Raw genomic sequence first — 22935 nt, forward strand, 5'->3', positions numbered from 1 at the left:
GTCTCAGTTGCTCCACAGCCGAGACGATCCATCCACCGATCTCATCCACCGGTCCTGCACAACGGGCCGAGCATCCTGACCTGCAGAAAGAATCAGTTGTCCACAGAACTCACAGGACCTATTACTAAGAAGATTTATTCTTTAAAGAACATCTTTTAAAAGAAGGTGTGTGGATACACACCCTGCCGAACCGCTCGCGCCATCGCGCTCGTGGCCGCCTGCGCTTCGCAACCATCGGATCTGGCCCGAGTTGTCCAAAGAATCGCTGCGCGCTCTACAGTGGGATTCGGCGAGCAACCATCGCCGGACCCGTTGCACGCCGTAACGGACTTGGCACGTCGAGAAGGGGTTACACCACCGATGAAGTTTCGTGTCGTGCGCGACGAATTCGCTGATTCCGTCGCGTGGGTTGCTCGCAGCCTGCCCTCACGTCCTCCGGTGCCGGTTCTCGGGTGCGTGGTTCTGACCGCAGACGACGCTGGCCTCCAGGTCGCAGGCTTCGATTACGAAGTCTCGACCCTTCAGGTGATTTCCGCCGAGGTGGCCGAAAGCGGCAAGGCTTTGGTCTCCGGGCGTCTGCTCGCTGAAATTACGAAGTCGCTGCCCAACAAGCCGGTCGATGTCACCATCGACGGTGCGCGCGTCGCTATCAGCTGTGGCAGCGCTAAATTCTCGCTCCCGACGATGCCTGTCGAGGACTACCCGGAATTGCCAGCGATCCCGGAAAACACCGGTTCTGTTCCGGCAAACCTGTTCTCCGAAGCAGTTGCCCAGGTGGCACTCGCTGCTGGTCGTGACGACACACTGCCCATGCTGACCGGTGTCCGCGTTGAGATCGAGGGCGACAAAGTGGTCCTCGCTGCGACGGACCGTTTCCGCCTTGCGGTTCGTGAAATGCAGTGGTTGCCAACAGATCCCAGTGCATCCGGTGCCGCTTTGGTGCCCGCTAAGACGCTCTCCGAAGCAGCTAAATCGGCCGGTGCCGACGGGACCGGAAATGTGGACTTGGCCTTCGGTGCCGTGCACGCGATCGGTTCCGAAGGCATGCTCGGAATCACGAACGGTGCCAAGAAAACCACCACGCGCCTGCTCGACGCCGAGTTTCCTAAGTTTCGCCAACTGTTCCCGGCCAACCACAGCTCGATCGCCATTGTTGAAAGCGCTCCGCTGATCGAAGCGATTAAGCGCGTTTCGCTCGTCGCCGAGCGGGGTGCCCAGGTGCGCCTCGATTTCAGCAGCGACTCGGTTCTCTTGACCGCCGGAGGCGACGAAGCGGGCAAGGCCGAAGAAGAGTTGCCGGTGCAGTTCTACGGCGAATCGATCCTCATCGCGTTCAACCCGCACTACCTGCTCGACGGCTTGGCTGCGATCGGCACCGATACCGTCGAATTCGGTTTCACCAATCCGGAACCGGATGGCTCCGGCCAGCGTCGTGCGGCAATCCGCCCGGCGGTGCTCCGACCGTCGACCGGAGAAGAACCGCAAACCGACGAGAGCGGTGCCTTCGCCGCGGCCGTCAGCGACTTCAGCTACCTGCTGATGCCGGTTCGTCTACCTGGCTGACCTGCGCCTAAAGTGACTTAATCGCTTTCTCGCCAAAGGAGTCGCAATGCAGCTCGGTCTCGTGGGTCTCGGCAAAATGGGTGCCAACATGCGCACCCGCATCGTCGCCGCAGGTCACGAAGTGGTCGGCTACGACCCTCGGCCCGAGGTGTCCGACGTCGCCAGCTTGGAAGCGATGGTCGACGCACTGAGCACACCTCGAGTGGTGTGGCTGATGGTGCCAGCCGGTGACATCACCCGCGACTCGGTGGCTGCGCTCGCCGATCTGCTGGACTCCGGCGACATCGTCATCGACGGTGGTAACTCCCACTTTTCGGATGACCGTCCACATGCGGACCTCTTGGCAGCTCAGGGAATCGGCTACCTGGATTGCGGAGTTTCCGGCGGCGTGTGGGGGTTGGAGAACGGCTACGGCTTGATGGTTGGCGGCGCAGACTCCGATGTTGCGATCGCCATGCCCATCTTCGACGCTCTGCGACCGCCGGGCGAACGCGCCGACGGCTTTGTTCACGTTGGTCCCGTCGGCGCAGGTCACTACGCAAAAATGGTCCATAACGGTGTCGAGTACGGGCTGATGCACGCCTACGCCGAAGGTTACGAACTGCTGCAGGCTGAACCGCTGATCGAAGACGTCACCGGCACACTACGGGCCTGGACTCAGGGGACAGTCGTGCGGTCGTGGCTGCTGGAACTGCTGGTCCGCGCGCTGGAAGAAGACCCGGGTCTGGCCGACATCTCCGACTACACGACCGATTCCGGTGAAGGTCGTTGGACTGTGGAGGAGGCGATTCGGCATGCGGTGCCGGCGAATGTTATTTCCGCGGCGCTCTTCGCACGGTTCGCCTCCCGCCAAGAAGCCTCACCGGCATTGAAGGCAGTGTCGGCGCTTCGGAATCAGTTCGGCGGTCACGCGGTCGTCGACAACTCGGGTAAGTCCGTCGGCGAGACGGCAACTCCGGCACCCTAGCCCGCCGTGTTTGTTCGCCAACTTGCGTTGCACGACTTCCGTTCGTGGCCGCACGCCGAATTCACCCTGACTCCGGGTACCACGATTTTTGTGGGCCGCAACGGATTCGGGAAGACCAACCTTTTGGAATCGCTCTTCTACGTGGCGACCCTGCGCAGTCATCGCGTGTCATCGGATGCGCCGCTGGTCAGGAGTGGTGCCGATGCTGCCCGCATTACCGCGACCGTGGAGAACGATGGTCGCGAATTGACCGTTGACCTGACAATTCCGTCGCAGGGGGCCAACAAGGCTGCGATCAACACGCGACCGGTGCGCCGCACCAGAGAAGTCCTTGGCATCCTTCGCGCGGTGCTGTTTGCACCCGAGGATCTTTCGCTTGTTCGCGGCGATCCGGGGGAGCGACGACGCTTCATCGACGAACTCGTCGCTCAGTTGCGGCCGATGGCCGCTGGCGCAAAAGCCGACTACGACCGCGTGCTCCGGCAGCGAACCGCACTCTTGAAAACTGCCGGTGCGGCGCTGCGGCGCGGCGGCGATCAGGCCGAGTCCGTGCTCAGCACCCTTGATGTGTGGGACAGCCAGCTGGCTGAATTGGGCGCGCAGGTCACCGCCTCGCGCCTGGCGTTGGTCCGGCAGCTCGCCCCGTTCGTGAGCGATTCGTATGCGTCAATCGCACCGCATTCGCGTCCGGCGTTTATTGAATACCGGTCCGCCGCTGGCGAGGAGATCGACAAAAGTCCAGGTGGAGACGACGAGATCGACGTGATCCGCGAGGTTATCGCCGCGCGCCTCATCGAGGTTCGATCGAAGGAGATCGACCGCGGGATGTGTCTGGTGGGCCCCCACCGAGACGACCTCTTCCTCGGACTCGGAGACGAGCCGGCTAAAGGCTTTGCCAGTCATGGCGAAAGTTGGTCTTTCGCCCTCTCGTTGCGACTGGCGAGCGTCGGTCTACTCCGAGACGATGGCGTGGAACCGATCATCATGCTCGACGACGTGTTCGCCGAACTCGATGTCGCCCGTCGAAACATGCTCGCCGAGTTCACCGCCGACGCCGATCAATTGCTGATCACGGCCGCCGTCGCCGACGACATTCCTGAGTCCATCGTCGGCCGACGAATTTCTGTCGGAGTCTCGGAGCAAGATGGCGTCAGGAAGTCGGTCGTGATCGGTGACGAGAGGATCGGGGACAAGAAGATCGGGGACAAGAAAATGGGGGAGCCCGCTACCGACGAGGCACTGGGGCAGGGGAGTCAGCACAATGCCTGAGGAAAACCCGTCAGAGGCCATGTCCGGCTACGACCTCGCGCGCGCCGCATTGGAAGAGGCCAAGGCGGTCGCCAAAGCGCAGGGTAAGTCCGTCGGCATGGGGCGTGCCGCGCCGCTGCGGAAAAAGCGTCGCAGCGAAGACCGGTCGCGTCGTCGCTGGTCGGGGTCGGGACCGGATGCTCGAGATCCACAACCGTTCGGCAGCATGGTCGGCAAAGTCGTCAAGCAGCACGGCTGGGAGCCGCGCATTTCTGAAGGCACCCTGTTCGGAATGTGGCCGTCGATTGTCGGCGAAGACATCGCCTCGCACGCTGAGCCAACCCAATTGCAGGGGACGGTTCTGCACGTGAGTGCCGAATCTACCGCCTGGGCCACCCAACTTCGGTACATGCAGAGTTCCATTTTGGCGAAGATTGCCAAGGTCATCGGGCATGGAATGGTTACCAGTTTGCGCATCACGGGGCCCCAAGCACCGTCGTGGCGGAAGGGGCCGCGCCACATTTCCGGACGCGGCCCGCGCGATACCTACGGCTAATCGAGCGGCCTGTGGCCGATTTCGTCGCGTGAGCGAGAAAACTAGCCAAACGCATGATCGGTCCCACCGGAGGCGAAATTCGTCGTTCTCCGTCCCTTTTAGGGCGTGGTAAGCGACGTTGTGAGTTCCCTACCCAGTACACTGAGCGGTAACTGTCCTCTACCAGAATGGGAGTTGACCCTCCGTGACAGACACCAGCGGCAACGCACCGAAAAAGTCAGGCAAATCGAAGCCAGCCGAATACGGTGCCGATTCGATCAGCATTCTCGAGGGTCTGGAAGCAGTTCGTAAGCGTCCCGGCATGTACATCGGTTCCACCGGTGAACGAGGACTGCATCACCTGATCTGGGAAGTCGTCGATAACTCTGTCGATGAGGCAATGGCCGGCTACGCCACCCGCGTCGACGTCACCCTGTTGGCAGACGGCGGCATCGAGGTCGTCGACGACGGCCGAGGCATGCCGGTCGGCATGCACGCCACCGGTGTACCGGCCGTCGAGGTCATCATGACCCAGCTGCACGCCGGCGGTAAGTTCGACTCGGACTCGTACGCGGTTTCCGGTGGCCTGCACGGAGTCGGTATTTCCGTCGTCAACGCGCTCTCGACCAAGGTCGAACTCGTCATCGACCGCAACGGCAGCGAATGGTTCCAGAAATACGACTACGCGAAGCCCGGCCCGCTGTCGGAGGTGGGTCCCAGTGACCGCACGGGTACGACAGTCCGCTTCTGGTCGGACCCGGAAATCTTCGAGACCGTCGAATACAACATCGAGACAATCGCGCGTCGCCTGCAGGAAATGGCCTTCCTGAATAAGGGCCTGACCATCACGCTGACTGACGAACGCATCCAGGAAGCTGATCTCGAAGCCGAGGTCGAAGGCGCGGAAGACGACGCCTCGATCCGGTCTGAGGAAGAGATCAAGAAGGCCGTCGCCAAGGTCAAGACCCGGACGTATCACTACCCGGACGGTCTCGTCGACTACATCAAGCACCTGAACTCGCGTGCCAAGTCGCCGATTCACAAGACGGTCATCGGATTCACTGCGAAGGGCACCGGCCACGAGGTCGAGATCGCGATGCAGTGGAATGAGGGTTACGCCGAGTCCGTGCACACCTTCGCCAACACGATCAACACCGCCGAGGGTGGCACCCACGAAGAAGGCTTCCGCGCTGCTTTGACCAGCACCGTCAACCGCTATGCGCTCGATAAGAAGCTGCTCAAGGAGAAGGACGGCAAGCTTTCCGGTGACGATATCCGCGAAGGGTTGGCAGCGGTCATCTCGGTGAAGGTCGCCGACCCGCAGTTCGAGGGGCAGACCAAGACCAAGCTCGGAAACACTGAGGTCAAGAGCTTCGTGCAGAAGGCATGCAACGAGCACTTGGCGATGTGGTTCGACGCCAACCCGGCCGAAGCGAAGACCATCATTCGCAAGGCCGCCGACTCGCAGCAGGCACGTTTGGCCGCCCGTCGCGCTCGTGAACTGGTGCGTCGCAAGACGGCAACCGACATCGGTGGCCTGCCAGGCAAGCTCGCCGACTGCCGCTCTAACGATCCGGTCAAGTGCGAGGTCTACATCGTGGAGGGCGACTCGGCAGGCGGCTCCGCCAAATCGGGCCGAGACTCCATGTACCAGGCGATCTTGCCGCTGCGAGGCAAGATCATCAACGTCGAGAAGGCACGTATTGACCGCGTGCTGAAGAACGCCGAAGTTCAGTCGATCATCACGGCGTTCGGTACCGGTATCCACGACGAGTTCGACATCAGCAAGCTGCGCTACCACAAGATCGTGCTCATGGCCGACGCCGACGTCGACGGTCAGCACATTGCCACGCTGCTGCTCACGCTGCTGTTCCGCTTCATGCGGCCGCTGATTGAGCAGGGGCACGTTTTCATGGCTATGCCGCCGCTGTACAAGCTCAAGTGGCAGAAGGGTGCCGAGCCCGAGTTCGCCTACAGCGACCGTGAGCGCGATGTTCTGCTGCAGGCGGGCAAGGACGCAGGCAAGAAGATCAACATGGATGACGGCATCCAGCGTTACAAGGGCCTCGGCGAGATGAACGCCAGCGAACTGTGGGAAACCACGATGGATCCGGACGTGCGCATCCTCAAGCAGGTCACCCTCGACGACGCCGCCGGTGCCGACGAACTTTTCTCGATCCTGATGGGCGAAGACGTGCCTGCACGTCGTTCGTTTATCGCGCGTAATGCCAAGGACGTTCGTTTCCTCGACGTGTAATTCCGGCCAAGCCAGCTGCGGCGTGTGCCGCAAGACCCTTCAGATTTCGCGGCATCGCCGCAGGAAGTGATTCATGAGCGACGAAACTGATCTGCCAGATGAGAACACTGATGGCGATCGCATCGAGCCTGTAGATCTCGGGCAGGAGATGCAGAACAGCTACATCGACTACGCGATGAGCGTGATCGTCGGACGTGCGCTGCCGGAGGTTCGCGATGGCCTCAAGCCGGTGCACCGTCGTCTGCTGTACGCATCGTTCGACGCCGGATTCCGTCCCGAGCGCGGCTATGTGAAGTCTGCGCGCCCGGTCTCGGAGACCATGGGTAATTACCACCCCCACGGCGATTCCTCGATTTACGATGCGCTGGTTCGCTTGGCGCAGCCGTGGTCGATGCGATACCCGCTGGTCGATGGCCAGGGTAACTTCGGTTCCCGCGGTAATGACGGCGCAGCCGCCATGCGTTACACCGAAGCCCGCCTGACGCCGATGGCGATGGAAATGCTCCGGGATATCACCGAAGAGACCGTCGACTTTGTTCCGAACTACGACGGCAAGGCGCAGGAGCCGACGGTCCTACCGGCGCGCATCCCCAACCTGCTGATCAATGGTTCCAGCGGTATTGCCGTTGGTATGGCGACGAACATTCCGCCGCACAATCTAGGTGAGGTCGCCGACGCGGTGTTCTGGGCATTGGAGAACCCGGATGCCGACCAGGAAACCACCCTCGCCGCCTGCATGGAAGCGGTGAAGGGCCCGGACTTCCCGACGGCCGCGCTGATTGTTGGCAGCCAGGGTATTCGCGACGCCTACATGACCGGTCGCGGCAGTATCCGCATGCGCAGTGTCGTGGAAATCGAAGAGGTCAAGGGCACCACGCAGCTTGTCGTCACGGAACTCCCGTTCCAGGTGAACCCCGACAACCTGATCTCGTCGATCGCCGAGCAGGTCAACGACGGTCGCCTCAAGGGCATCAGCAAGATCGAAGACCAGTCGTCCGACCGAGTCGGCCTGAGAATTGTGGTGACGCTGCGTCGCGACGGCGTGGCTCGCGTGGTGCTGAATAACCTCTACAAGCACAGCCAGTTGCAGACCAACTTCGGTGCCAACATGCTGTCGATCGTCGACGGTGTGCCGCGCACCCTGCGCCTGGATCAGATGATCCGCTACTACGTGGCGCACCAGATCGAGGTCATCGTGCGCCGGACGCGCTACCGGTTGCGCAAGGCGGAAGAGCGCGCGCACATTCTGCGCGGTTTGGTGAAGGCGCTCGACGCGCTTGACGAAGTTATTGCCCTGATCCGCGGGTCGGCGACCGTCGACATCGCCCGCACCGGGTTGATGGACCTGCTCGACGTCGACGAGCTTCAGGCCGACGCGATTCTGGCGATGCAGCTGCGCCGACTGGCCGCCCTGGAACGTCAGAAGATCGTTGACGAACTGGAAGAAATTGAAGTCCAGATCGCTGACTACAACGACATCTTGAACAGCCCGGAGCGCCAGCGTTCGATTGTGCGCGACGAGCTGAAGGAAGTTGTCGACAAGTTTGGCGACGATCGTCGTACCCGGATCATCCCCGCCGAGGGCGATGTCACCGACGAAGATCTCATCGCCCGCGAAAACGTAGTCGTGACCATCACCGAAACCGGCTACGCCAAGCGCACCAAGACCGACCTGTACCGCAGCCAAAAGCGCGGCGGCAAGGGTGTGCAGGGGGCCGGATTGAAGCAGGACGACATCGTCGCCCACTTCTTCGTATCCAGTACGCACGACTGGTTGCTGTTCTTCACAACCAAGGGCCGCGTGTACCGCGCCAAGGCGTACGAGCTTCCCGAAGCGAACCGCACCGCACGCGGCCAGCACGTCGCGAACCTGTTGGCCTTCCAGCCAGAAGAGCGGATCGCGCAGGTCATCCGCATTTCCGGTTACGAGGATGCGCCGTACCTGGTGCTCGCAACGCGCAACGGTCTGGTCAAAAAGTCGCGTCTGGACGCCTTCGACTCCAACCGTGCCGGTGGCATCGCCGCGATCAACCTTCGCGGCGACGATGAGCTTGTCGGTGCTCGCCTCTGCTCGGCCGAGGACGATCTGCTGCTGGTGTCGAAGAAGGGTCAGTCGATCCGCTTCACCGCCGACGACGAGACATTGCGCCCCATGGGACGTCAGACCTCGGGCGTGCAGGGTATGCGTTTCAATCAGGACGACGAGCTGCTCAGCCTGACGGTGGTGCGCCCCGACACCTTCCTGATCGTCGCGACGTCGGGCGGCTACGCCAAGCGGACCGACATCGAGGAGTACTCGGCTCAGGGCCGCGGCGGGAAGGGCGTGCTGACCATTCAGCACGACCCGAAGCGCGGCGATCTCGTCGGTGCACTCGTCGTCGATCTCGACAGTGAGATCTACGCGATCACGTCCGGTGGCGGTGTTATTCGCACCAAGGCCAAGCAGGTCCGCAAGGCCGGTCGTCAGACCAAGGGCGTGCGCCTGATGAATCTGTCGGATGGCGACGAGCTGATCGCGATCGCACGTAACGCAGATGAGCCCGATGAGGACGAGATTGATGTCGTGGAGGGCGACATTGTCGATGACAATGTTGATGGCGACGAGGGCGCGGCTGACGAGAAGTAGGTCGACCAACAGTTAGAGTTGGCCAGTATCCGTTCAGTGAGGAATTGCCTGTGAGCACACCGAAGCAGCCGGACGACAAGAATGTCGAACGCGGGACCGTGGTCCCGCCGTGGAAACGGTCGGAAAAATCGGCCGCGACCGGGCTGACTGCTGGCGAAATGGCTAAGGCCGCCGGCGTGTTGAATGAAGAACGCGCCGGTGGTCCGCCACCCCGCGGTGTGGTTTCGGGTGACCCGAACAGGTCAGATTCGTCGATGGGGACCGAATCCGATTCGCGGCCAACGACTGCCCCGACAACCAAAATGGCGGCTCAGAAACCCACTGGGCCATCATCACCGCCGTCGGGTCCCATACCTGTCCAGAAGCCTGTGTCGCCGGTAAAGCCGGAGCCCACAGCTAAGCCTGAAGCTGTCGCCCCGCCGGTACCGGTCTCACCGCCGCTACCGATGGCCAAACCCGCACAGTTCGTGGAGTCCGACACGCGCAACATTCCGCGCGAGCAACTCGCGAAGAAGGACCAACTGCCCGACCTGGACTCGATCCACCACACCGAGCAGGCGAGGGAACAAGCAGCGGCGCGTGCGTCGAGCCAAACCATCCCTGCCCGATCGGTGGGAGTGCCGTTGCGGGCGGCCGTTCAAATCCGACGCGTGGACCCCTGGTCGGTGTTCAAGGTCGTCGGCGTGCTGTCGATTGTCGGCTTCTTCGTCTGGATGATTGCCGTTGCAATTCTGTACGGCGTACTGGGTGGCATGGGCATCTGGGATCAGATCAATTCCTCGTTCGGCACCATCGTGAACGGCGACGGCAGCACCAGCGGGCAGGACTTGATCAGCGGCGGCCAAGTGTTCATGTTTAGCGCACTCTTCGGGGTTGTCGCCGCAGTGCTCCTGACAGCCCTCACCACCATCTCGGCTTACGTTTACAACGTCTGTGCTGATATGGTTGGCGGCGTCGAGGTTACTCTCGCTGATCTCGATTAAGGGCTTCTGACCAGCCGTTTTGTAGATGCTGCAGAGTTCGGGTAATCTTCAATTTCGGTTCAGGGCCTATAGCTCAGGCGGTTAGAGCGCTTCGCTGATAACGAAGAGGTCGGAGGTTCAAGTCCTCCTAGGCCCACCAAAATTTCATAACCGGTAACCCGGTCTCGGGGCCTTAGCTCAGTTGGTAGAGCGCTGCCTTTGCAAGGCAGATGTCAGGAGTTCGAATCTCCTAGGCTCCACAAGTTGCAGAACCCGGTAGGCGAGAGATCGCCTACCGGGTTCTGTTGTAGCGCCAGCAATATCGGTCCCCAACTCGGTAAAGGAATCAGCAATCGTGAACACCCCAATCCGCATCGGCATCGTCGGCTACGGGAATCTTGGCCGAGGAGTTGAGACCGCGATCGGCCTCAACCCGGACATGACGTTGGTTGGTGTGTTCACTCGCCGCGATCCCGCGAGCGTCGAAACCGTCGGCGACCAGACTTCGGTGTTCCCGATGGCAGACCTCGACCGCGACCGCGACGACATCGACGTCCTCATTCTGTGTGGCGGCTCGCGCAGCGACCTCCCGGAGCAGAGCCCGGCTCAGGCGGCCCGATACTCCATCGTCGACAGCTACGACAATCACGCACGCATCCCCGAGCACTTTGCAGCGGTCGACGCCGCAGCAAAGGCCGCGGGCACCACCGCCATCATCTCGACAGGCTGGGATCCGGGCCTGTTCTCGCTGAATCGAGTCTTCGGCGAAGCGATCGTCCCGCAAGGCAACACCTACACCTTCTGGGGCCGCGGCCTCAGCCAGGGCCACTCGGACGCCGTGCGTCGTGTCCCCGGCGTCGCGGCGGGCGTGCAGTACACGCTGCCGTCGGAGCCAGCGATCGAGCGTGTCCGGGCCGGGGAGAACCCCGAGCTCTCGACCCGCGAACGACACACCCGCGAATGCTTCGTGGTCCTCGAAGACGGCGCCGACGCCGACGCCGTACGCACGGCGATCGTCACCATGCCCGACTACTTCGAGCCCTACGACACCACCGTCAACTTCATTTCCGCCGAGGAACTCGCCCGGGACCACCGGGGCATGCCGCACGGGGGCTTCGTGATTCGTAGCGGCACCACCTCCCAAGGCGCCAAGCAAGTCATCGAATACAGCCTGACCCTCGACTCCAATCCGGAGTTCACCGCCAGCGTGCTGGTGGCGTATGCGCGCGCCGCCGCCCGAATGAACCAGTCCGGCCAGGTGGGTGCCAAGACCGTCTACGACGTCGCTCCCGGATTGCTGTCGCCGCTCTCGGCAGAAGAACTACGCGCCGGCTACCTGTAGCGAGACTGCTGCCGCCTGTGACAGGAGGCACCGGGACCAAGGTCCTCGACTTCCCGCGGGATCCATCCGGCGCACCGAAAGTCTGGAAGCGTTGCCGGTGAGAACGTATTCGGAAGGATGAGGCAGATGACGAGTAATTCACCGGTGTCAGTGGCGGTAGACGGATCGGGTCACGCACTCGAAGCCGTGCGCTGGGCGGCAAAAGCGGCGCAGCGGTTCGGCCGACAGCTAGACGTGGTCACCGTGCTTTCGTCGGCCTCGCCCGCGTTTGGGCGGCTGTCGATGCAGTCGGACAAGACGGCGTTGGCTGCAGCGCGAGAGGCGGCGGAGGCGACGGCTTCGGCCGCCGAAGAGCTCGCTCTGAGCGTCGCGGACGTGACGGTCACCAAGCGGGTCGTCGAAGGTAAGCCGAGCCTGGTGCTGCGCGACGTGTCGACGCGCTCGCATCTGCTGGTCCTCGGTCGCCGCGGCCTGGGCGGTGTGCGCGGGCTGCTGCTGGGGTCGGTGAGTACTGATCTGGCGGCGCACTCCGAGTGCCCCGTCGTCGTGGTATCGACAGGCGCGTTCAGTGACAGCGGACCCGTGGTTGTCGGGGTCGACGGTTCGGTGGACTCGACCGGGGCCTTGGATCAGGCGTTCGCCGCGGCAGCATCGATGAAGGCTCCGCTGCGGGTGGTTCATTCCTTCGGTGGTTTCACCGACGAGGTATTCCAGGGCTACTCCGGACAGATTCTGGAGAATCTGCGAGTCAACGCCCAGGTCGTGATCGAATCCCAGGTGGCCGACGCCGCCGAGAGTCACCCAGAGGTGGCGGTAGACATCGATCTCACCACTGATGCACCGGCGGAGTACATCAGCGGACTGTCCGAGACGGCACGACTGATCGTGGTCGGCACGCGGGGACACGGTGGCTTCCGTGGCCTCGCGCTCGGCTCCACCAGCCAGGCCATTCTGCACGTGGCGCAGTGCCCGGTGATGGTGGTCCAGAACCACTGATCCTCCCGATTCGGGAGACGCCCGCAACGCGAAATACTTGCAACGCAAAGGAGCGCAACGCCGTCACGGCGTTGCGCTCCTTCGCATCTGTGCTGCTGACCTACGACTACGCGCCGTACCCGAGAAGCGATTTCACCTCAAGGAACTCGTCGAAGGCGTAATCACCCCACTCGCGGCCGTTGCCACTTCGCTTATAGCCGCCGAACGGGACAGCCGGGTCGGGCCCCGCGGAATTCAGGGCCACGGAACCGGCACGAAGCTTGGAACCGATTCGACGGACCTCTTCGATGTCCTCACCGGAGACGTAACCAGCCAGGCCGTACTCGGTGTCATTGCCGATCTTGATGGCCTCATCGACCGAGTCGTAGCCAATCACCACCAGCACGGGACCGAAAACCTCGGTCTGTGCGATCTCCATGTCGTTGGTGACATTGGTGAACACCGTGGGACGCACGTAGTAGCCAGCGTCGAGACCCTCGGGACGGCCCGGACCACCCACGATGGGATTTGCCCCGTCGGCGATAGCGCGCTCGATGAGGCCCTGAATCTTGGTGAACTGGGGTTCGGAGACCACCGGTCCGAGCGTAACTCGGGTGGTCGGATCGCCGACGGTGATAGCCGATGCCGCTTCGGTGGCCGCCGCCGTCACTTCGTCGAGCCGGTGCGATGGCACGATCATGCGACTGGGTGCGTTGCACGACTGTCCCGAGTTCACCATCATCGATGCCACACCCGCGGCGACGTTAGCGGCGAGGGAATCGTCGTCGAGCAGGATATTGGGGCTCTTGCCACCCAATTCCTGTGCGACACGTTTGACGGTCGGCGCGGCGCTCTTGGCAACCTCGATGCCAGCGCGGGTGGAGCCGGTGAACGAGATCAGGTCGATGTCCGGGTGCGACGACAGGGCCGCGCCGACGCCGGGGCCATCACCGTTGATGAGGTTGAACACCCCGGCGGGAACGCCAGCGGAGTCGAAAATTTCCGCGACTATGGCCGCCGAGAACGGGGCTACCTCACTCGGCTTGAGGACCATGCTGCAGCCGGTGGCGAGAGCGGGTGCCACCTTGCACATCACCTGGTTCAGCGGCCAATTCCAGGGGGTAATGAAACCGCAGACGCCAATCGGCTCCTTGACGACACGTGACGAACCGCGGTCTTCGGAGAAGGAGAACGTCTTGAGGGCTTCAGCAGCAGTAGCCAGGTGCGCCATGCCGATGGGGACCTGTGCCGCGGCGGAAAGCCCCGCTGGGGCACCCATCTCCTCGGTGACTGCGGCGGCAAGCTCCGGAGCCCGCCTCTGGTACTCGGCGAGGATTGCGCCGATGAGGGCAATGCGGTCATCGACGCTTGAGGTGGACCAGCCTTCAAATGCGTGGCGCGCGGCAATGACCGCGGCGTCGACATCGGCGGCGGAGCCGAGCGCGACTGTGCCTGCGACCTGTTCATTCGCTGGGTTGATGACGTCGAGCATGGTGGGCGTGCCCACGGGATCGACCCACTGTCCATTGATGTAAAACTTCGTCAAGTCCGTCATTGGCCAACTCACTTCTGTCGATGCGTGGCGATCGAGGACAGCGCCAAATGCAGGCGATGTTGATCGCTCGGGACGTGGCTCCCGCTGGGCGGAACACCCTGCCTGTGACAGTACCTGCGTCTGACATGGTGTGAGAGAAATCTCTCGTCACTGAAGTCTCGGAAGGACCACTACATTGGCTGAACCAACTCGTACCGAGGGGCCAACACCTGTCGAGGGGAGCGGTGTCCGGCCCATCCCGGTCGCGCAGATCGACGAATGGGCCGATGAGGCCGACGTGGTTGTTGCTGGCTTCGGCGTGGCTGGTGCAGCCGCGGCGGTCGGCGCGGCCCAGGCGGGAGCCGACGTCCTGGTGCTTGAGCGGACCGGCGGGTGGGGCGGTGCGGCCGCGATGGCGGGCGGCTTCATCTATATGGGCGGCGGTACGCCGCTGCAGCAAGCCTGCGGTTTCGACGACACCGTCGATGCCATGAAGGCGTTCATGAAGGCGGCGTTGGGGCCGGGCACCGATGAGGCGAAGATCGACGCCTACTGCGAAGGAAGCGTCGCTCACTACCACTGGCTGACCGACGAATGCGGTGTGCCGTTCAAAATGAGCTTCTGGGGCGAGCCGGGCTGGGAGCCGCCATACGACGACGGCCTGCAGTACACCGGTGGCGAGAACGCCGCGCCCTTCCACGACACGATTCCAGCGGCCCCGCGCGGGCACGTGCCGCAGATGCAAGACAAGCACACCAGTTCCGAACGCGGCGGCGGATACATGCTGATGAAGCCTTTGACCGATACTGCGGCACGGCTCGGTGTGCGGTCGGCGTACGACATGCGCGTGCAATCCCTCATCGTCGACGGTGAGCGCGTCGTCGGAGTGCTTGCGAAACAGTTTGGGAAGCTCGTTGCCGTGCGCGCCAAGCGGGGCGTAGTCCTGGCCACCGGCAGCTTCGCCTACAACAACACCATGTTGGAGGCGTACGCGCCGAAGATGGTGAACCGGCCCGCGGCGTCGATCGAGGAGCACGACGGTCGTGCCATACAGATGGCGCAGGCAATCGGCGCGGATCTGGCGCACATGGACGCAGCCGAAGTGGCGTACTTCTGCGACCCGCAGTTGTTCATTCGCGGGATTCTGGTGAACGGGCGCGGCCAACGCTTCATTAACGAAGACACATACCCGGGACGGATTGGGCAGGCAGCCCTGTACGAGAACGCGGCGCAGAGCTACCTGATCATTGACGAGGCCGCGTACGAGGAAGGCCTCACGCGACCGACCTCAACCCCGATGCTGCGGCACCGTCCGAAATGGGTGGCCGAAACGGTGGAAGAACTCGAATCGGAGATGGGCCTGCCCGAAGGTGCCCTGGTCGGGACGGTGGATTTGTACAACCGGCATGCCGAGCGTGGTGCCGATCCAATGTTCGGGAAGAAGCAAGAGTGGGTCAAACCGATCGGCTCGCCGGTTGCGGCGATCGACCTGCGGGGCATGGTCGGTGGCTTCACCTTGGGCGGGCTGCGCACCGGTGTCGACGGCGAGGTGATGCACGTTTCGGGTGAGCCGATCGCCGGTCTCTACGCGGCTGGCCGGTGCACATCGGGTGTGTGTGCGGGTGGCTACGCCTCCGGTGCTTCGCTCGGTGACGGAAGCTTCTTTGGGCGGCGCGCTGGCCAGGCCGCGGCCCGCAAGTGAAGGGCTTCATTCCCGAGTAGTACTGGCCGATTAGTCCGAACCCGGTGTCCTTCGAACGGTGTCGCCCTAGTGTCGAGTTCGGAGTGGTGGAGTGTGGACACAAGTGGTCGGGACCGGAGGGCGACATGGTGAAGCCGGGGCAGATTGGACGCGGCGCGATGGCCGCTTTGACGGTCATCGCGTGCGCGTTGACCGGTGTCGTAGGTGCAGGTCCGAGTACCGCCGCACCGGTGAATGCACCGGGCGCAGTGATCGGGGTGTTTGACCGTCCCGCGGGGTGGCGCGGCCTCGAGAACGGACGGTCGTTCGACTACTGGACCCGCGACGGGCAAGGCAAGGCCGTACCGACGAGTGGTGCGCTCTTTGTACCGATGGGCACCGCACCCAAAGGCGGGTGGCCGGTTGTCGCCTACGACCATGGCACCTCCGGCTACGGCACCGGTTGCGGGGGCGAGAGCGCCCCGGATGCGGCACCGAGCGAATTTATTACGCGACTGGTGAGGTCGGGGTACGCGGTGGCCGCCACCGACTATGTGGGATTGGGTCGATTCAATACTGGGGTTCACCCGTATCTGAATACGAGCAGTGAAGCGACCGCCACCATCGACGCGGTGCGGGCCGCTCGGACAATTGAGCCGACGTTGTCCAAACGGTGGGCTGTGATGGGACCGTCGCAGGGCGGGCAGGCTGCACTGGCAACCGGACATCGGCAGGCATACGAGCACCTGGGCCTAGACTTCCGCGGCACCGTCGCCGTCGACCCGGAATCGGATGTCGAGAAGTTGATGCCGTTCCTTGGCCCGTACATTCCAGCGATTCCTGCGCCGTTGAACAAGACCTACGGCTTCTTGCTCGCCACTTTGGCTGGGCTCCGCCAGACGGACCCGCAGGCGCAGGTCAATAGCTATTTGACGCCGTTGGGCCGAAAGTTGGTCGACGGTGTCGGCAACGGTACGTGCGGTGCTCCCAACGATCCAACGATGGCCTTCGGTGATGTCTTCACGAAACCACTCGGTGTTGGCCCACTGCCGGCGCGACTCAACAGATACATGGCGGTCCCGGTCACCGGCTACGACGCACCAATCCTGCTGCTGCTCAACGCCCGCGATGTCACCGTGCCATCGCCGCTGCACGCCAAGTTGGTGGCCGACTTCGCGCTAAACCGGGTGGACTATCGGGTGGTGCTGGGGCAGGGTTCCCACACCGAAATGAACGCTGAACAGTGGGCGGCCTTTGACGCCTTCTTTGCCCGGGCGTTTAGGTAAACGGTGAATAGCGAGAGCGGTTAGATCAAAATCCACAGGTAGGCGAGCAAACCGAGCACGACGAACGCGACCCACAGCCAGCCGATGATGATGGCGGCGGTGGCGAACTCCCGTCCCAACTGGCCCTTACTGGCGTCGATTATGCGGCGGGTGCGGTAACCGAGCCAGATTCCGACTGGTGAGAGCAAGCCGATTGCCGAGAGGAAGAATGCGACCACGGCGGTCCAATTCATTTCGCCGTCGACGGGGCGGGCTGCGGTGGACGATGCGGTCACCGGCTTTTCTTCCTTCTTAGCGGCGGGAGTAACGGCTGGTTTCGAGACCGGTTTGGGAGCAACCGGTGCCGCGGGGGTAGAAATCGGCTTCTGCTCATCGTGCACGGCAGAGTACGCCAGCGTCCTGTCCGGTTCTGGCTTGGTCACTGATACGCCGGGAGCCGGCGAACCACTCCGCTGCGGGTTCGGTGTGGGCCGGTTGGGCATCGGGCGGTTAGCGGCAGGCTGCTGCGGGCCCGGGTTGCCTTGCGGGGGACGATTCGGCCCGGGTGCTACCGGGTTCGGGGCGCCCGGTGCGGGGCGTTGGGCCGGATGAGGGCCACTCGCAGGTCGCCCCGGATTGGGACGCCCAGGGGAATTCGAGACCGGCGGCATCGAAGCGGGGGGATTCGCGCCAGCTGGCGGTCGGCCGGTTGGTGCCGACGCTGACCTTTCCCACGGAGCGGCAGGTCGGCCCGGTTGCTGCGCGGGGCGCGGCGCACCCTGGCTCGGGGTGCCGCTGGGGCTCTGGCTGCGCGGATCGTCGGAAGTCACTTCTACAAATTACCTGTTGGCGATCAACTGGCGCTGTTGCCGCGCACGTCTTCGATGCGCGGCACGGTCGCAGACACCGGCGGATGCTCGGTTCGCGAGCGTCGCAGGACCATCACAATTGCGGTGACGAGGACGGCCAACATCGACGCGAGAACGACCAAGATTTTGTTCGGCATCATTCCAGCGTGCCAGGTGGCACCCCCACATCGCCACCGACAAACACGCGCTGGCTGGCCGGTGACGCCGCCGTCGTCGGCAAGATCATGGTTTCATGGAGGGTGTGAGCGAGCAGAAGAAGACCGCGACCCTGCACACCAATCGCGGCGACATCGTCATTGAACTCTTCCCAAACCATGCGCCTGTCACCGTCGAGAACTTCGTCGGCCTGGCCGAAGGCACCAAGGATTACTCGACCAAGAATGCAAAGGGCGAGTCGAGTGGCCCGTTCTACGACGGCGCCGTGTTCCACCGCGTCATCGACGGCTTCATGCTGCAGGGCGGCGACCCGACCGGCACCGGCCGCGGCGGCCCCGGCTACCAGTTCAAGGACGAGTTCCACCCGGAACTCCAGTTCGACCGTCCTTACCTGTTGGCCATGGCAAACGCCGGCCCCGGCACCAACGGTTCGCAGTTCTTCATCACCGTTGGCCCCACCCCGCACCTGAACCGTCGCCACACCATTTTTGGTGAGGTCAAGGATCCGGCTTCGCAGGCAGTCGTCGACGCCATCGGCAAGACGGCAACCGACCGCAGCGACCGTCCGCTCGAAGAAGTTGTTATCGAGAGCGTCGAGCTCAGCTGACCTTGAACCAAACCTGTTACCGGCATCCCGACCGCCCGACCGCGCTGTCTTGCACGCGCTGCGGGCGGTCGGCTTGTCCGGAGTGCTTGCGTCCGGCCGCGGTTGGCCAGCACTGCGTCGACTGTGTGAATGAGGGCCGTTCGGAGACTCGCGTAAACGCGAAGGCCCCAACCCTCAACACCGGTGCCGCACACCGCGTCCCCTACGTCACCTACGGTCTGATCGCCGTTAACGTCGCCATCTTCGTCCTGTGCGTGCTGCAGGCGGGCAGCGTCAGCAATTTGCAGGCTTCGACGATCATGCGCGAGGGTGCATTGGTCAGCGGCGCCGGTTTCGAAAACGAATACTGGCGACTGGTGACCTCCGGTTTCCTGCACTGGTCAGTGATTCACGTCGCCGTCAACATGCTGTCGTTGTACTTCGTCGGTGCCGACCTCGAGCGGGTTTTCGGTTCGGCGCGCTACCTTGCCGTGTACATGGTTGGTTTGCTCGGTGGCAGCGCCGCGGTGATGGCTTTCCAGACCGGCCCCACCCTGACCGCTGGAGCCTCCGGTGCCATCTACGGCTTGCTCGGGGCGCTCCTGGTGGTGGTCTTGCGCTTGAAACTGCCTGCGACAACGGTGATTGCCGTGATCGTCTTGAACGTGGTGATGTCGGTGAGCATCCCCGGCATCTCGCTGCTCGGGCACTTGGGTGGCTTGGTCTTCGGTGCCGCAAGCGCCATGGCGATCTTGTGGCTACCGATTAAGGTGTTGCCGCCAGAGAAGCAGACCTACCAGCGTGTGACGCGTATCGGCTGGTACGGACTGGCGGCGCTTGCCGTCATCGCCTTAATTATCGGCACTTCGTTCGCGGTTGAGGCCAGCATCGCCTAGGGCTCGCCGCAGCCGGCCATGATCAACCGGCTATTTCAACGGGAAGTCCCGCCAGCTGGAGTCGCTCGACGACGGCGGCGGGACTTTCGCCTAGATCCCAGCGCCCAAACACGAGAAGCCGATCGTCGTGCAGGTCGATCACCAGTTGGTCACTGCTTCCCACGATGCGTCGCGAGCGCAGGACGGAGATCCGCTCCACGTCGCCGACTCCCAGGGTCCGCTTGCCGCGAATCGTACTAACAACCAGCGTCGGGCCGTCGAGCAAGGCTAGCCGCGGGCGTCGCACCAGTGATACGACGCCAGCCACGATCAGCGCGATACTGGCAATACCGATAAACACCATTGCCGCGGGATCGGTGTACGACGCGGCAGCGGCCACCGCGAGCATGAGTCCAGCGCCAACGAGGGCGATGGCTCCGGGAAGCGGCGTCGCCCATTCTTTATGCACAGCTAAGTCATTTCTATCCACAGGACTTATCCACAGTGGGGATGAATTACACACATGTTGTTTCCGTCGTGTGGATAGCTCACCAGGGCTTTTCTTCCGAAGAGGATGTCAGCGCCAGCCCATAGTCATCAACAGGCCGACCACCATGAAGCCGAAACCAATCAACATATTCCAGGGACCGAGGTTGGTCATCCAGTCGAGGGCTGCGTACTTACTGGTCGATGCGCCGAGGTAGTAGACGATGAGCCAAACCAGGCCGAGCAGCATGAGGCCGAACATCACCGACTGGTACCAGATCCCCGACGGACCAGCCTTCACCTTCACCGGGGTGCGGCTGGCGGGGTTGATCGTGTAGTCGGTCTTCTTCCGGACTTTTGACTTAGGCATGCCTCTACGTTATCTGAGTCGATGCCCAGGTGGGGAACCCGTTAACCTGGAAGACGTGCGCATCCTCGTCATCGACAACTACGACAGCTTCGTCTACAACCTGGTTCAGTACCTGGGCCAACTGGGAGTCGAGGCGGTCGTCTGGCGCAACGACGACGAGAAACTCACCGATCTGGAGTCGGTGGTCGCAGAATTCGACGGTATCCTCCTGAGCCCCGGACCCGGCACGCCAGACCGTGCCGGAGCGACCGTCCCAATTGTGTCGGTTGCGGCCAAGGCAGGCACGCCATTGTTGGGCGTGTGCCTCGGGCACCAGGCAATCGGCGAGGCCTTCGGTGCCGATGTGGTCCGGGCACCGGAATTGCTACACGGCAAAACCTCACTCGTTAACCACGATGGCACGGGCGTACTGAGTGGACTACCGCAGCCATTCACGGCCACGCGATATCACTCGCTGACCATCGAGCCGGGTTCGGTGCCCGCCGAACTAGAAGTCACCGGGCGAACCGAATCCGGGATCATTATGTCGATGCGGCACCGGGATCTGCCGATCCACGGTGTGCAGTTCCACCCGGAGAGCGTCCTCACTGAAGGCGGTCACCGGATGCTCGCCAACTGGCTCCGCGTGTGCGGCCTCGAAGTCCCAGAGCCGACGATCGCAGAACTCGAGTCGCAGATGGCTCGAGCCCTGGCGAACGACAACTGATACCGGGTTAGCCCGGAATCAGGCTGGCTCGACCCACGACCACCGACACCGACGCATTCTTTTTCAACCGGCTGCCAGCAGCTGGTGTTTGCGCCACGATCTTGCCGTCGTCCTTACTGGCGAGACCAACACCGCGTTCGCTTGAGTTCAGGGTGTTCGGCTGCCAGCCCGCGCTTTCCAGCGACTTCTGGGCGTCGTCGAGGGTCATGCCTTTGAGATCGGGAACGATAAACATGTTGCCGCGGGAAATCTGCACCTGAATCACGGAGCCCACTTCTACGGTGGTCCCCGGGTTAGGTGAAGTACTGACAACTTGCCCGGCGGGAAGCTCAGAATCCACCTGGACCGGTGTCATCTCCAAGTTCAACTGCTCAAGTGCGGTACGGGCCGCATCCTGCGTCTGACCTTGCAGATCCGGGAGGGTCACCTCGCGTGGCCCGGTGCCGATGTACAAGATGACGGGCGCATTGACCGCGGCCGGAATTCCCACACGCGGGTTGGTACGAACTACCTTGCCCTTGAGGTTGGCGGTGGAATCGGTGTCTTGGGTGCGGACTTCGTCGAAGCCCAACACCTTCAGGGCGTCCTTCGCCTCCGTTGGAGTCTTACCGCGCAGGTCCGGGATTTCCGATCGCTGGGCACCGGACGAGATATAGAGCGTCACTTCCGAACCCTTGGGGGTCGGAACATCGTCGCCCGGCACCGACCTGGTCGCTAAGCCCGCTGCCATGTCGGAGCTGGGTTCCTCGACGCGCTTCACCGTGAATCCAGCTTGCTCGAGGTTGGCTTGGGCGGCGTCGGCGGTGAGGCCAGCAACAGTCGGCACAGCGATCATTGGCTCGGAACCCGACCACGGCGACCACGCGAAAAGGCCGACGAGCAGGAGCGCGATGGCAGCTATCGCGACCACCGCACGCGTCCGACGCTTACGGAAGGGTCCGCTTTCATCACCCTCGGATTCTTCCGTGTCGCCGACAATCGCGGAGATACGACGGCGACTAGGCAGCGACTCGTTACGGACAGTGAGCCGCGGCGACTCGATGAGCGCGGTCTGTTCTTCGTCGGTCAGCAACATGGGTGCTGACGGCTTACCGCCTGCGAGCACCTTGATGAGGTCGGCGCGGAACTCACCGGCGGTTTGGTAGCGGTTCGCCGGGTTTTTGCTCATCGCCATCATGATCACCGAATCGAGTTCGGGTGTGATCTCCGACCGGATCGACGACGGCCGTCGCGGATCTTCGTGAACGTGCTGGTGGGCGACGGCAATAGGCGAGTCACCGGTGAATGGGGGCTCGCCGGTGACCAGTTCAAATAGGACGCAGCCCATCGAATAGATGTCGCTGCGTGGGTCGACCTTGATACCGCGGGCCTGCTCGGGCGACAGGTACTGCGCCGTGCCCATGACAGCCGACGTCTGGGTCATGGTGGCAGAGGTGTCGTCCATTGCGCGGGCAATACCGAAGTCCATCACCTTGACCGCGCCGGTGTGATCGATCATCACGTTGGCAGGCTTCATGTCGCGGTGCACGATGGCGTTGCGGTGCGAAAAATCCATCGCGGCCGCGACGTCGGCCATCCACGTCATGGCCTGCTTCTGGCCGATATGTCCGGCAGCGCGGAGCAGATCGCGAAGGGTGTCGCCCTCCACGTACTCCATCACGATGAACGGGACCGGACCCTCGTCGGTTTCCGCTTCGCCAGTGTCGAAAACCTGCACGATGCTCGGATGGTTGAGCTTGGCGGCGTTCTGCGCTTCGCGTCGGAACCGAAGGTAGAACATGGGATCGCGTGCCAGGTCCGGGCGCAGCACTTTGATGGCGACGTCGCGATGGAGCAGCAGGTCGCGCGCAAACTGGACTTCGGACATGCCGCCGAAGCCCAGCGTCTCGCCGAGTTCGTACCGCTCCGAGAGGTAGTGGGGATCGTTCATGT

20 protein-coding genes and 2 tRNA genes are annotated in these 22935 nt (G+C 62.9%); 16 read left to right on the forward strand and 6 right to left on the reverse strand.

Annotation, left to right across the window (positions count from 1 at the left end):
• The first annotated feature begins 360 nt into the window (after positions 1–360).
• The 11 genes from dnaN to WBA38_RS14350 all read left to right on the forward strand — a co-directional run bounded on the left by dnaN (position 361) and on the right by WBA38_RS14350 (position 12496).
• The gene (dnaN, locus tag WBA38_RS14300; RefSeq protein ID WP_424297348.1) at positions 361–1563 is read left to right on the forward strand and encodes a DNA polymerase III subunit beta; all 1203 of its coding nucleotides are present in this window, start codon (positions 361–363) and stop codon (positions 1561–1563) included.
• A gap of 46 nt (positions 1564–1609) precedes the next feature.
• A complete protein-coding gene (gene gnd / locus WBA38_RS14305; protein WP_424297349.1) occupies positions 1610–2530 on the forward strand; it encodes a phosphogluconate dehydrogenase (NAD(+)-dependent, decarboxylating) in 921 nt (306 codons plus the stop codon).
• A 6-nt stretch (positions 2531–2536) separates the two neighbouring features.
• Positions 2537–3799, forward strand: coding sequence for a DNA replication/repair protein RecF (gene recF / locus WBA38_RS14310; protein ID WP_424297351.1), 1263 nt, complete (start codon positions 2537–2539; stop codon positions 3797–3799).
• Positions 3792–4334 carry a DUF721 family protein gene (locus WBA38_RS14315; RefSeq protein WP_424297353.1) on the forward strand — a complete coding sequence of 181 codons (543 nt, stop codon included), beginning with the start codon at positions 3792–3794 and terminating at the stop codon, positions 4332–4334. Before recF ends, WBA38_RS14315 begins: the two co-directional genes overlap by 8 nt.
• A 184-nt stretch (positions 4335–4518) precedes the next feature.
• Positions 4519–6570 (forward strand): DNA topoisomerase (ATP-hydrolyzing) subunit B, encoded by a 2052-nt coding sequence (gene gyrB / locus WBA38_RS14320; RefSeq protein WP_424297355.1) that lies wholly within the window; start codon positions 4519–4521, stop codon positions 6568–6570.
• Between the two features lie 73 nt (positions 6571–6643).
• The gene (gene gyrA / locus WBA38_RS14325; RefSeq protein ID WP_424297357.1) at positions 6644–9196 is read left to right on the forward strand and encodes a DNA gyrase subunit A; all 2553 of its coding nucleotides are present in this window, start codon (positions 6644–6646) and stop codon (positions 9194–9196) included.
• A 50-nt stretch (positions 9197–9246) separates the two neighbouring features.
• Entirely contained in the window at positions 9247–10179 is a 933-nt protein-coding gene (locus tag WBA38_RS14330) for a DUF3566 domain-containing protein (protein ID WP_424297359.1), read from the forward strand.
• A 62-nt stretch (positions 10180–10241) separates the two neighbouring features.
• A tRNA-Ile gene (locus WBA38_RS14335) sits at positions 10242–10318 on the forward strand.
• Positions 10319–10345: 27 nt separating this feature from the next.
• Positions 10346–10418: transfer RNA gene (locus WBA38_RS14340), tRNA-Ala, on the forward strand.
• Positions 10419–10513: 95 nt separating this feature from the next.
• Positions 10514–11500 carry a diaminopimelate dehydrogenase gene (locus WBA38_RS14345; protein ID WP_424322981.1) on the forward strand — a complete coding sequence of 329 codons (987 nt, stop codon included), beginning with the start codon at positions 10514–10516 and terminating at the stop codon, positions 11498–11500.
• Positions 11501–11626: 126 nt separating this feature from the next.
• Positions 11627–12496 (forward strand): universal stress protein, encoded by an 870-nt coding sequence (locus WBA38_RS14350; protein WP_424322982.1) that lies wholly within the window; start codon positions 11627–11629, stop codon positions 12494–12496.
• Between the two features lie 106 nt (positions 12497–12602).
• Here WBA38_RS14350 and WBA38_RS14355 read toward each other — a convergent pair whose 3' ends face one another.
• On the reverse strand, positions 12603–14030 hold the full coding sequence (locus WBA38_RS14355) for an aldehyde dehydrogenase family protein (RefSeq protein ID WP_424322983.1): 1428 nt from the start codon (positions 14028–14030) through the stop codon (positions 12603–12605).
• Positions 14031–14265: 235 nt separating this feature from the next.
• Between WBA38_RS14355 and WBA38_RS14360 the strand changes: the two genes are divergently transcribed.
• Together WBA38_RS14360 and WBA38_RS14365 are read left to right on the forward strand one after the other, a co-directional pair.
• A complete protein-coding gene (locus tag WBA38_RS14360; protein ID WP_424322995.1) occupies positions 14266–15711 on the forward strand; it encodes an FAD-dependent oxidoreductase in 1446 nt (481 codons plus the stop codon).
• A gap of 125 nt (positions 15712–15836) precedes the next feature.
• Positions 15837–16976: an alpha/beta hydrolase family protein gene (locus WBA38_RS14365; protein ID WP_424322984.1), complete on the forward strand. Its 1140-nt coding sequence runs from the start codon at positions 15837–15839 to the stop codon at positions 16974–16976.
• 20 nt (positions 16977–16996) lie between these two features.
• On the opposite strand, the gene WBA38_RS14370 is transcribed toward WBA38_RS14365, so the two are convergent.
• Both WBA38_RS14370 and WBA38_RS14375 read right to left on the reverse strand, forming a co-directional pair.
• Positions 16997–17398 carry a DUF4190 domain-containing protein gene (locus tag WBA38_RS14370; protein WP_424293504.1) on the reverse strand — a complete coding sequence of 134 codons (402 nt, stop codon included), beginning with the start codon at positions 17396–17398 and terminating at the stop codon, positions 16997–16999.
• A gap of 410 nt (positions 17399–17808) precedes the next feature.
• Positions 17809–17961: a hypothetical protein gene (locus tag WBA38_RS14375; RefSeq protein ID WP_424293505.1), complete on the reverse strand. Its 153-nt coding sequence runs from the start codon at positions 17959–17961 to the stop codon at positions 17809–17811.
• Between the two features lie 95 nt (positions 17962–18056).
• Here WBA38_RS14375 and WBA38_RS14380 point away from each other — a divergent pair, with 95 nt between their 5' ends.
• Positions 18057–18587, forward strand: a complete 531-nt coding sequence (locus tag WBA38_RS14380) for a peptidylprolyl isomerase (RefSeq protein ID WP_424293506.1) — start codon at positions 18057–18059, stop codon at positions 18585–18587.
• Positions 18588–18712: 125 nt separating this feature from the next.
• Positions 18713–19462: a rhomboid family intramembrane serine protease gene (locus WBA38_RS14385; RefSeq protein WP_424293507.1), complete on the forward strand. Its 750-nt coding sequence runs from the start codon at positions 18713–18715 to the stop codon at positions 19460–19462.
• 22 nt (positions 19463–19484) lie between these two features.
• On the opposite strand, the gene WBA38_RS14390 is transcribed toward WBA38_RS14385, so the two are convergent.
• Positions 19485–19910 (reverse strand): PH domain-containing protein, encoded by a 426-nt coding sequence (locus tag WBA38_RS14390; protein ID WP_424322985.1) that lies wholly within the window; start codon positions 19908–19910, stop codon positions 19485–19487.
• A 108-nt stretch (positions 19911–20018) separates the two neighbouring features.
• Positions 20019–20297: a cell division protein CrgA gene (gene crgA, locus WBA38_RS14395; RefSeq protein ID WP_424293509.1), complete on the reverse strand. Its 279-nt coding sequence runs from the start codon at positions 20295–20297 to the stop codon at positions 20019–20021.
• Between the two features lie 55 nt (positions 20298–20352).
• On the opposite strand from crgA, the gene WBA38_RS14400 reads away from it, so the two are divergent.
• Positions 20353–21003 carry an aminodeoxychorismate/anthranilate synthase component II gene (locus tag WBA38_RS14400; protein WP_424293510.1) on the forward strand — a complete coding sequence of 217 codons (651 nt, stop codon included), beginning with the start codon at positions 20353–20355 and terminating at the stop codon, positions 21001–21003.
• 7 nt (positions 21004–21010) lie between these two features.
• On the opposite strand, the gene pknB is transcribed toward WBA38_RS14400, so the two are convergent.
• Positions 21011–22933 carry a Stk1 family PASTA domain-containing Ser/Thr kinase gene (gene pknB / locus WBA38_RS14405; RefSeq protein WP_424293511.1) on the reverse strand — a complete coding sequence of 641 codons (1923 nt, stop codon included), beginning with the start codon at positions 22931–22933 and terminating at the stop codon, positions 21011–21013.
• Positions 22934–22935 lie beyond the last annotated feature (2 nt).

The sequence above is a fragment of the Gordonia sp. (in: high G+C Gram-positive bacteria) genome, assembly GCF_049647785.1.
Taxonomy (GTDB): domain Bacteria; phylum Actinomycetota; class Actinomycetes; order Mycobacteriales; family Mycobacteriaceae; genus Gordonia.